The sequence below is a fragment of the Paenibacillus sp. FSL M7-1414 genome (assembly GCF_038003195.1).
Lineage (GTDB): Bacteria > Bacillota > Bacilli > Paenibacillales > Paenibacillaceae > Paenibacillus > Paenibacillus amylolyticus.
Genome location: NZ_JBBOOS010000001.1, coordinates 598,335 through 609,392, shown reverse-complemented (window position 1 = coordinate 609,392; position 11,058 = coordinate 598,335). Strand labels below are relative to the sequence as shown.

Annotated in this window: 10 protein-coding genes; 5 read left to right on the top strand and 5 right to left on the bottom strand. The window is 43.7% G+C overall.

What is annotated here, in order from left to right; all coding sequences use genetic code 11:
• Window positions 1–276 precede the first annotated feature (276 nt).
• On the bottom strand, window positions 277–588 hold the full coding sequence (locus MHH92_RS02845; RefSeq protein WP_017690878.1) for a hypothetical protein: 312 nt from the start codon (window positions 586–588) through the stop codon (window positions 277–279).
• A 263-nt stretch (window positions 589–851) separates the two neighbouring features.
• Window positions 852–953, bottom strand: a complete 102-nt coding sequence (locus MHH92_RS02840) for a YjcZ family sporulation protein (protein WP_340901789.1) — start codon at window positions 951–953, stop codon at window positions 852–854.
• Window positions 954–1,398: 445 nt separating this feature from the next.
• Here MHH92_RS02840 and MHH92_RS02835 point away from each other — a divergent pair, with 445 nt between their 5' ends.
• Window positions 1,399–2,523: a PsbP-related protein gene (locus tag MHH92_RS02835; protein ID WP_340901788.1), complete on the top strand. Its 1,125-nt coding sequence runs from the start codon at window positions 1,399–1,401 to the stop codon at window positions 2,521–2,523.
• Between the two features lie 207 nt (window positions 2,524–2,730).
• Here the strand turns inward: MHH92_RS02835 and MHH92_RS02830 are convergent, their stop codons facing one another.
• Complete coding sequence (locus MHH92_RS02830; RefSeq protein WP_017690882.1) at window positions 2,731–3,057, bottom strand: MTH1187 family thiamine-binding protein; 327 nt, start codon at window positions 3,055–3,057, stop codon at window positions 2,731–2,733.
• A 773-nt stretch (window positions 3,058–3,830) separates the two neighbouring features.
• On the opposite strand from MHH92_RS02830, the gene MHH92_RS02825 reads away from it, so the two are divergent.
• Both MHH92_RS02825 and MHH92_RS02820 read left to right on the top strand, forming a co-directional pair.
• Entirely contained in the window at window positions 3,831–6,149 is a 2,319-nt protein-coding gene (locus MHH92_RS02825; protein WP_036607378.1) for a ribonucleoside-diphosphate reductase subunit alpha, read from the top strand.
• Window positions 6,150–6,521: 372 nt separating this feature from the next.
• The gene (locus MHH92_RS02820) at window positions 6,522–7,553 is read left to right on the top strand and encodes a ribonucleotide-diphosphate reductase subunit beta (RefSeq protein WP_036607380.1); all 1,032 of its coding nucleotides are present in this window, start codon (window positions 6,522–6,524) and stop codon (window positions 7,551–7,553) included.
• A gap of 112 nt (window positions 7,554–7,665) precedes the next feature.
• Here the strand turns inward: MHH92_RS02820 and MHH92_RS02815 are convergent, their stop codons facing one another.
• Together MHH92_RS02815 and MHH92_RS02810 are read right to left on the bottom strand one after the other, a co-directional pair.
• Window positions 7,666–8,070, bottom strand: a complete 405-nt coding sequence (locus MHH92_RS02815; RefSeq protein WP_340901786.1) for a toxin-antitoxin system TumE family protein — start codon at window positions 8,068–8,070, stop codon at window positions 7,666–7,668.
• The gene (locus tag MHH92_RS02810; protein WP_100526959.1) at window positions 8,045–8,752 is read right to left on the bottom strand and encodes a helix-turn-helix domain-containing protein; all 708 of its coding nucleotides are present in this window, start codon (window positions 8,750–8,752) and stop codon (window positions 8,045–8,047) included. The genes MHH92_RS02815 and MHH92_RS02810 overlap by 26 nt, the downstream gene beginning before the upstream one ends.
• Window positions 8,753–8,964: 212 nt before the next feature.
• Between MHH92_RS02810 and MHH92_RS02805 the strand changes: the two genes are divergently transcribed.
• Window positions 8,965–9,939 carry an SMI1/KNR4 family protein gene (locus MHH92_RS02805; protein ID WP_340901785.1) on the top strand — a complete coding sequence of 325 codons (975 nt, stop codon included), beginning with the start codon at window positions 8,965–8,967 and terminating at the stop codon, window positions 9,937–9,939.
• 21 nt (window positions 9,940–9,960) lie between these two features.
• Entirely contained in the window at window positions 9,961–10,995 is a 1,035-nt protein-coding gene (locus MHH92_RS02800; protein ID WP_340901784.1) for a phosphotransferase family protein, read from the top strand.
• Window positions 10,996–11,058: the final 63 nt, after the last annotated feature.

The window sequence follows — 11,058 nt, the reverse complement described above, 5'->3', positions numbered from 1 at the left end:
ATGCCCAAATTGAGGAAATAAGACGTCTACGATTCGTTAAACTTGTGAAATGGCAAAAATACATGGAATAGCGTCTGTGGAGTTCGTTAAAGAAAGTAATCCCAACGCTCCTTCACTTCTAATAAAAAAGGGACACCGCAGGATGGAATCCTACGCTGTCCCTTTCTGAATCATAGGTACGTTATGCCCCAACATGGAACTCAGATTTCGGAGTTTATTTAGAGCATCTATCACAACGATCCACGATCAGCAAAGTCTCCTTGCACTCACAAATACTTAGATAAACATCGTTTTGGAGATGATGACCAGCAAGATGAACAGTACAAGGATCGTACCCATGGAACCCCAGCTTCCGCCGCCATGACCATAGGATACTCCACAACCCTGTTGATAACCGTGCATCATTGGAGCCTGATTGGCATGGTGTCCGTATCCATAGCCATATCCCATTGGCATTGTTCCACAACCATATCCATACCCATGCATTTCATGACCTGTGTATTGGTATCCTTGCATATGCTCATAACCTCCCATATGTCCGTATACGTGTCCCTGTCCGTTCGGTGAATTCGGTTTTACTTCGCTCATTGTTCATTCCTCCTTAACATTTGCCTACACCCCTAAGCTATGTATTCAGCCTACCTCTGGACCGGGCTATCGCCCTCATTTTGACAAAATGGGCGTTTAGCCATGAGGTACCTTCCCCATTTTCGAAACATACGCCATCTTTCCATTTCTTGAATTCCACCAATTCTTCCGTTTAACCACAAGCTATCTTATCTCCCTGGTTCTCCACCATGCTTGTCCTCTAGAAAAAAAACCCCACCGGTTGCCCGGCAGAGCTCGCCATATTATACCCAGAAAGATTTAGTGATGATTACGAGAAGAATGAACAGAACCAGGATTGCTCCAGTCGATGTCCAGCCGCCGTATCCACCTACTACTCCACTCATGTAAACCCCTCCTTTGATTTGAGGTACAGTTCACTATATGCACCAATCACACATGGGACCGGGCTCAGGTCGAAAATGGGCTGTTTTTTTTCCACCGACTATTCGCTAATTGCACCTACATAAAGGGTTAGTTCTTAAGCCGGAATGTTATGTTCATATATGTTTAATTCATAAATAAATCCCACGGTTATATCAACCAAATGTATGTACTATCACTCAAAATGGATACCCATACGGTATATTATTAGCTTTTAACTTGTTAAATACAGATAAATTATCTTTTTAGTAATTATGAATACTGAAATCTTTATTTATGTTATTATTTTACTAATAAAATAGAAAGGAGTTTCCATGCCCACCACCTAAACCAGATTATCCCAAACGAAATGATGACCTTAGAAAAAATCCCAACCGATGGGAAGCACATTAGGAGAAATTAGACATAATGAAGAAACTTATTACGATTTTGGCATTAGCCACATTGCTTAGTGCTTGTGGTAATTCAGAAACAAATACAACAACCAATAGCCAAACGACCGAAGCATCCAAGGCAACTGAAACTGTCTCAACAGAAGCTAAAGCTACGAAATACACTACATATAGTGGAGAAGGATTTTCTTTTGCATATCCTGAATCCTGGAAAAGCGTAGATACAAGTCAAATGAATGCTCCATCCATTAAAGCTGCTTTTTCAGACCAATCTTCATCAGTCACATTTGCAGATAATATGAATCTGACGATTGAGGCCAGCTCAACCGGTTCAATTAATCCTGAAGAATACGCCAATAATATAGTGGATTATTACACACAAAGCGGTTCAAGCATCGGCATTTCCGATTATAAAAAAACCAACTACACAAACAAACCTTATAAAGAATATAGCGCTGGTGTCTTGGAAGGATCCTATAAGCATTCCTCGGGTACAGATGTTATCCTTGTGCAGTATCTGATTCCGACCAATACAGAACTCTATACCATGACGTTAACCTACGCCAAGGAAACTTATAATCAGGATGAGATCAAAGATATTCTTGATTCCCTAAGCATTACTGCTTCTCTGGAGCAAACAGCACCAACTGCAACGACTGGAAATTCATCTGCCACAGCATCAGCTGCCGATTTCTTTAATGAGTTAACTCCGTACATTACGGAAGATACAGCCTTCATGGAGCAGGCTTCCTATGATTTCTTTGGCAAGCATAGCGATGTATTCCCTGCCAGCACAGCAGAACTCCGCAAAAAGGCGAAGGATCTCGTTGACACCAATGTGACGACCCGCCATCTGAATAAAAATGTGGCTAACTATTATGATCAATTCGTGCAAGTTAGCGGTGAAGTCATTTCAGTTGAGGAAGATAGCTCGCTCGGAGCAACCTTCTCTATCGTTCATGTCATGGATGAGAACGGAAACGATATTATAGCGTTATATCCTGCAACGACCGGAGATTTGCTTGATGGTGATTACGCCACGGTTATCGGTGCACCAATTACCAACTTCTCTTTTGAAAATGTTGGCGGTGGTTACACCAACGCCACTTTGATTGGAGCCTCATTGGTAGTTGCAGATTAATTGATGATAAATGTGTGTACACAAAGGACCAGCTTATGAACGCTAAGCTGGTCCTTTTTTGTCTTTCAGTTTATAAATGTCAGAAATTCACGTTAGCTACACAATATACACAATCTAAGCTAGCTACACAATATACACAATCTAAGCTTTAATTAATGACTTATAACATACTGAATAACCGAATATACGGATGTTTACACTAAACCATTAATTAGGTCTTGCCTGAAGTGACGTCAGTTTATCCTGAACCGATTGTAACTTCTGTATACTGGAGGCATCCGGTTTATCACGACGGTCGTCAATTTTGACGGATGTGGAAACACGCTGAGCTCCTGACAGAAACGGCGCTTCATGCAGAGCCGCAATTGCTGTAAAGATCTCGTTAAGTGGTCCCTCAATAATGGTGCTCATGGAAGTTAACTGATATGTAATGCCCCGTTGATGTTCCAATACCTTTTGCATGTCCGCCACATAACTGCTTAGACTGGTTGTACCCGTTCCGATTGGAATTACAGTCACTTCTGCTATTGCCATTTTGCTCCGCCTCCTCTGGGCCCCGTGAACAACCGCTGCCGCTAATTTTAGTCGATTTTTGACTATTTTTATTCTACCAGTTGAATGCGTTACAATTCAAACTGACGTGAAGACGTCATTCAAATTGGTCAAAAATTTTTTTTGATAAATCTTCAAATCTTCCAGTCCTTTTCCTTTGCGGATTCCTGGCTTAAATGGTATACTCGGAATTACGTTTTACTGTATCGGCCCACTTTACAAACACAATATGTTGGGTTACAGTATGTTGACAGCTACAAAATGTAGTAACACTAGATTTCTCCGCTTCTATTAGTCACCTTCTGCATTCTCGCGAAAAACAGGATGAAATCACCTCCAAAGGCACGTCCCTGTAGGTGTAAATCGCTTTCTCGAAACAGAGTTGACATGGAGGTTAACGGGGCTGTTTGGACTGCATCCGGTATCCTCAAACTACAGGCACATCTGCAATAGACCAAAGCTTACATAAGCACCCTTTTCTGTCGATATCCTGAACCTCTAAGACAGTAAGGAAGCCAGAGCATCCATGGGCATTTTCAGCCGCGAGGCGGGAGAATGCTTTTTATATGAGCATGTTCTGCATTGTGCTGTTTTGTGCTCCGCAAGTTGAGCGATTTAAGACATGAACTTGTCACCGCCGTTTCAGTCTGCCAAAAGCAACCTTTACCTTTTTCTCACCGTAAGACAACACTCAATTCTTTATATAAAGAATTTCTCCAATTTATATCTTTAACATGCGAAAGCGAGGAATATTCATGCCACAAGTTGTGACCAAGCCGAACAACCGCCAGCTTGCCTTTGATGATATGCGCATCTCGGTATATGCCGACCGTACTCTGGAAGGACTGGAAATGCTGGACAAGGAACGTCTGGTACGTGGGGTAAACAGCAAGCTCCGCCGTGATGAAGTTACCGGAGACGAAATCAGCAACGCTTTTATCATGAGCGCACTGGAACTGGTAACTAAAGAGGAGCCTAATTGGAAATTTGCAGCGGCGCGCTCCCTGCTCACTTCCCTTTACAAAAAAGCGGCTACCAACCGCAGATACAAGTCTTACCCGGACGAGCCTTATGGCGCATTTCACCCTCTTCTTGTAGATCTCGTGAAGAAAGGTATCTACCGCGAAGAATTACTGGAATGTTACACCAAAGAACAGATCGACGAACTTGCTGAGTGCATTGACTACCGCAACGATCTGCTCTTCGATTACATCGGCTTGCTCACACTGGCAGAACGTTACCTCGCTCACGATTTTGACGGAAAAGTAATGGAATTGCCGCAAGAGCGTTACATGGTTATCGCCATGTTCCTAATGCACCAAGAGCCTGCCGAGAGACGCATGGATCTCGTCAAGGAAGCATACTGGGCCATGAGCAACATGTACATGACTGCAGCTACTCCTACGATGTCCAATGCAGGTAAAAAAGTAGCCGGTCAACTCTCCAGCTGCTTCATTGATACGGTGGACGACTCACTCGAAGGTATCTTCGATTCCAACACGGATGTAGCTCGTCTGAGCAAAATGGGTGGCGGCATCGGCGTTTACCTCGGCAAAGTCAGAGCTCGTGGTTCAGATATCCGTGGTCACCAAAATACAAGTTCCGGTGTAATCCCTTGGATTCGCCAACTAAACAATACAGCGGTCAGCGTAGACCAGCTCGGTACGCGTAAAGGGGCCATTGCCGTCTACCTGGATGTTTTCCACAAAGACATTCTGGCCTTCCTCGATCTGAAGCTGAACAACGGTGACGAGCGTATGCGTGCGCATGACGTATTCCACGGCATCTGTCTGCCTGACTTGTTCATGGAGCGGGTATCCACCCGTGGCGAATGGAGCCTGTTCTGTCCGCACGAAACGAAGAAAGTGATGGGCTGGAAGGACGAGAATGGTCGTGCACTCGGACTGGAAGATTTCTATGATGAGTCCTTTGGCGAAGGTGCGTTCCGTGATAAATACGAAGAAGCGGTGAATCACCCACTGCTGTCCCGGATTACAGTACAGGCGATTGACATCATGAAGCGTGTACTTAAGTCCCAACTGGAGACAGGTACGCCATACATGTTCTACCGCGATACGGTTAACCGCTCCAATCCTAACCGTGCACACGGTATGGTATACTCCTCCAACCTGTGTACCGAAATTATGCAGAACCAGTCTGCCACTGTAATTGAAAAGGAAGAACTCGTAACCAAGGATGGACAAACTCGCATCGTGATTTCCAAAGTGCCTGGCGACTTTGTTGTCTGCAACCTGAACTCCATCCATCTGGCACGTGCTATACCTCATAATGTATTGGAGCGTCTTGTTCCAATTCAGGTGCGCATGCTGGACAACGTTATCGACATTAACAACATTGAAGTGTTGCAAGCCCAATATACCAACAGCCAATATCGCGCAGTCGGTCTGGGAACGTTTGGACTTCACCACCTGCTTGCTCTCGAAGGCATTCATTGGGAGTCTGAAGAAGCTGTAACGTATAACGATAATCTGTATGAAAAAATTAACTACCTGCTCGTGAAATCCAGTATGGAGCTGTCCAAAGAAAAAGGACATTATCCGAAATTCAAAGGTTCCGATTGGGAAAGTGGTCATTACTTCGACCAACGCGAGTACACATCAGGTGAGCGCGTAGGCGAGTTCGTGACAACCGAACAGTGGAAAGAACTGCAAGCCGAAGTACGACAAAACGGTGTACGTAATGCTTGGTTGTTCGCCATTGCACCTAACGGTTCCACGTCCATTATTGCCGGTTCAACGGCTAGTATTGATCCGCTCTATGAGCTGTTATCTTATGAAGAGAAAACAACTTACAAAATTGCCAATCCGGCTCCGGATCTGTCCGAAAAAACAAGCCCTTATTACCAAACAGCGTTCCAGGTGGATCAACATGCTTCCATTAATATGGCGGCTGCCCGTCAGCGCCACGTCGATCAGGGACAAAGTTTCAACTTCTACGTTCGACCAGATATCAAAGCAACAGAATTCCTGGAATTGCATCTGCACGCCTGGAGAGCCGGCATGAAATCAACCTATTATGTTCGTAGCCGGGCATTAACAATTGAAGAATCTTGATTTTTGCGCAATTTACGCTTTATCCATGATAGAGAAGATTTACTAGATTCGAGGTGACCACCAGGGCATCCTGTTTTGATTGCAAAAATGGCGTTGCCCTGGTTCTTTTTTGCCTAAAAAAACGATCACAGCATCGCAAGATGTTGATATAGATGCCACATTATACAACCCTAATATATATAAAAGAATTAATGATTACACGATAACGAAGAGAGGACAGAACAAAGCTGAAGAAGCGGAGCGCTCGCCTTTATCACCGGATTTTCCTCTTTAAAAGAGGGAATCAAAAAAATCAGGGGATAACAGCGATCGGAAGGTTGTTCTGTCATCGTAGTTATACAGTGTAAATTCATTCAAGGAGTGAACGGAACAATGCAAGTACAGAAAATTTTTAACACCGAAGCCCCTAACCAATCAACCCGTATTATTGAAGGTGAATGCTCCGGTATCCTGAACTGGAACGACATTCGTATGCCTCATATGTACAAATTGTACAAAGTACTGCTACTTAACCACTGGATCGCAGACGAGATTCCAATGTCCAAAGATGCTTCCCAGTTTGCTCAACTGGATGAAGAAGAGCAACGTACATTCAAAATCAACATCTCCCTGCTCGCGGTACTTGATTCCATGCAGACGATGTTTGTTGGTGACGTAAAACGTTACTTTACCGATTCTTCACTCGAAGCAATCTCGGCCATTATCGGACAACAGGAAGTCGTTCATAACCAATCCTACTCCTACGTCCTGTCTTCGATCGTATCTGATCGGGAGCAAAAGGAAATTTTTGAATACTGGAAACATGATCCAGTCCTGCTTGACCGTAACCGTTTCATCGCAGACATTTACCAAACATTCCGGGACGAGCCGTCTCCACAGACGTTCTTCCAGGCTATGGTCGCCGATCTGGTACTCGAAGGTATCTTCTTCTATAGTACGTTTGCCTTCTTCTACAACCTGGCCCGTGACCAGAAAATGATGGCAACCAGCCAGATGATCTCGTATATCCAGCGGGATGAAAACCAACACTGTTACTTCTTCGCCGAAGTGTACAAACAGTTGCTGGTAGACTTCCCTGAACTGAACACACCTGAGAACATGGACTACGTATACACAACCATCCATCGTGCTGTTGAGCTTGAAACCAACTGGGCACATTACACACTCAGCAACGTACGTGGTATTGACCTGAACGAGTTGGAAGATTACATCAAGTATATCGCCAACAAACGTCTGCGTCTGATGGGTATGGAAAAAGCATATGAAGGTGTGGATGTAAACTGCATGCCTTGGATTAAACCATTCTCCGATGAAGCACTAAATGCAACCAAAACCGACTTCTTTGAAGCTAAATCCCGTAACTACGGTAAAGTTGGCGACGATAACGGATTTGACGATTTGTAATAAAGAATAGATTATAAATAAAAACAACACTCCCTGAATGGTGGCTATCATGCCTAAGTTCAGGGAGTGTTGTTTAATTCGTATGTACAAACATCATATCAGCGTTGAACTATTATAATTTAATAGAGATATTTCTTAATCTAATAAATTCAAGAATCGTATATAATTCTTGAAATTTTTCATTATTCAATCTTCTCTCATTTGCCGTATGAATATGAAACGGGTCATACATCGTAATATTAGCGGGTGTTTCATCAGGATGATAATGAGCATGGAATTTCATAACCAACTCTTTTTGATCATCATACCAATCATACCAATATAACTCGATGAATCCCCCGTTTCGATCTATCTCCTCTACACAGTACATCTTCGATAAATCATTAAAGACAATTGTTTTACGAATAGTTCTAGCACTGCTTGGAAGACCCTGGGCACCATCTCGAATCTCCATAATAATATCTGAAAAATCATTCTCAATAAAACGAAAATTACTTTTCGGTATCTTTAAAGCCAAGACGCTGCCTCCCCAAATGGTGTTTCCAAACTTGTGCATCGGTTTCTTCTTCAGGTGTTAAGTTCAATTTAGTTCCGAGTGTCCGTTCGAATTCCCCTTTGTATTTATCTTCATATAAGGCAATTTGCCCTGTGTGGTAATCCAGGTCACTGACTCCTATTGTAGATTGGTGTTCTGCCTCTTCCTTTTTCCACATAGTCACAATCTCTTTAATCGTCGTTCTCTTACCTGATCCATACACATATGTAGTATTGTCTGGGATGAGATTATGTTTGTTGGACCCGGCTCTTTGAATTCCCATAAAACGGCCTTGATCAATCCAGTTAAAAATCGTCGTAATACTTACTCCAAAAAATACAGATAATTCTTTAGGAGTATAAGAACGTACAGCTTCAATAGAAGGAATACCACTGTCTGTAATTCCTGTCGGTACATCCACTGCTTGACTTAACGCATGTTTGAGAAGCGTAACATACTTTTCTCTAAAAATATCAGCATCTTCAAAGATAGATTCATCCAGGTTACGAACAAATTCAGCATTATTTTTGACTGCAAATGCCAGCACTTTGAACAGTAAAATGCTATTATCCGAATTACTTAAGCTCTGAACTAACTCAGAAGCAATCTCATCCGTGTTCTGACTAAATATATTCTTTTCAACTCTTGTGATTCCCATATCCATCTCACCTCACACTCCTAGTATAGGATAGTAAAGTTTAACTTTCAACATCATACTTAAACAAAGTTAAACATAACTTAAACTTTATAGATTAAACTTAAATTATACTTAAACAGTATGCTACGAAGAGCTTGATTTATACATTCTCCAACCAACACATACTTATTATATAATGAAAGAGATTCATACCCCTCCTACGGAAGTGAGGCCTATTCATGGAAAGAGAACTGATGGAACAAATCAACTTGTGGCATGAGCAGGACCAATTCAGTCTCATTATTGAACATATTGAACGCATCCCCGTCTCAGAGCGGGATTATGATCTGATTGGTCAACTCGCCAGAGCCTATAACAATGACGCAAGTTACCGCGAAGCCATTCAACATTTGTTGTCTGTCCAGGAGCAAGGGGTAAGCGACCCGCTCTGGCAATACCGCTTGGGTTATGCATACTGTCATATAGCGAGTTATGAACAGGCACTACTGGCTTTTGAGAGAGCTGATGAACTTCTGCCCCATGATGAATCTACCCTTGAATTCCTTCGCCAGATTCGTCCCCAAGCGGAGAAGATGCGGATGGATCGTCAACGCCATGAAGAGAATATCGCAGCATTGGAGCAGAGCGGTACACAGAACCATCTAAGAGCCGCTTCAGGGACTTATGATCCCGCAACGTTCTGGGTACAGAGTGATTATGCGCAGGACAATCATGTATCAGAACCTTTTGATGAAGAAGAGATTTTGACTATTGAGAAAGAATTGGGTTACAAGCTGCCCGCTTCCTATATTCAACTGATGAATACGCAAAACGGCGGTATCCCTGCGCTCACTGTATTTCCCACAAAAGAAGCGACTTCCTGGGCTGAGGATCACATTGCCATTTCAAGCATTATGGGAATTGGACACGATAAAATATACGCACTCGCTGGTGAGCTGGGAAGTCGGTTCATGATCGAGGATTGGGGATACCCCGACCTGGGGATTGTGATCTGTGATTGTCCATCCGCTGGTCATGATGTCGTTATGCTGGATTATCGCTTCTGTGGCCCTGAAGGTGAACCCTGTGTAGTTCATGTCGATCAGGAAAATGATTATGAGATTACATATCTTGCGCCCAATTTTGAAGCTTTCATCCGTGGATTGGTCGATGAGGATACGTATGACCTGTCTGACGAAGAGAATGAGGACTAAAACCCAGGAGGGTCCGGCCATATGACAACCCGTATATATTTTGGTTCCAATCAACTTGGCGAAGTGGCCGCAGTTCCATTGCAGGATGCGCTGAATGAGCTTGACCTGGGAACCCTTGAAGATTATCAACGAACAGATAAAGGGGTTATGGGTCAGACACTGCTCATTCGCTCTTCCCGTGGAGAGTATATTCTGAAAGGCAATCCTTTATATGCAGGACAGTTACAGGAAGAAAAGTTCTTTGTAGAACAACTGGCAAAACATACGTCCATCCCTGTCCCTGATCCATATTTGTTACATGAAGATACCCATCTGCTAGGCTGGAGTTATGCCATAATGCCACGCCTGCCCGGGAATCACCTGTATGATCCAGCATTCCAGGCTTCCCTGTCACAGCAAGATCAGGAAGAGATCGCCTGTATGTTTGCCCATACTTTGGCTGAACTGCACCGCTGGAAGGTGCCTGATGCCGGGGAATATGATCCTGTAGCGCAGCAGATTGTTTCCTTTGCAGGCGATTATCTGGACTGGTTGTACGGAACCATTCGTCACTGGTTACATGATGCTGAACAGTACTCGGTGATTACAGATGAAGATGTTCAGTGGGTGGACGAGCAATTCAAAAATGCTGAACCGGCATTTCGGTCCAGAGCTGTTCCGGGTTTTGTCATGGGAGACTTCAAGGTCGAGAATATTCTGATTCAAAATCTGGACGACCGTTCTTCAGGGTGGCAGATTAGTGGTTTGTTCGATTTTACAACGGCCTATTTCGGAGACGGCACAGCCGACCTTACCAAAATATCCACCAGGTATGTTCGTGAGGGTCAACCAGAACTGGCCGCACAGTTCCTTCGCTGCTACCGGGATCTGGTCTGTGCAGCAGATGGTAAGAAATGCCAACACTTCCGCACACGTCTCAGCATGCATCTGCTCTATCAACGTATCTTGTGGTGGGGGGAAGCCAACGCCACAGGACAAGTGACGTGGGCAGCCGATCTGCCTTTTGCACAGTGGGCGCAGCAGTCCATCAATTCGATTGTCGCATTGTTAGATTAGTAGAATGTATCGTTCCATATATATCGCCCAACATGCGGGCGCACGCATAAAACCGCCAGAGAT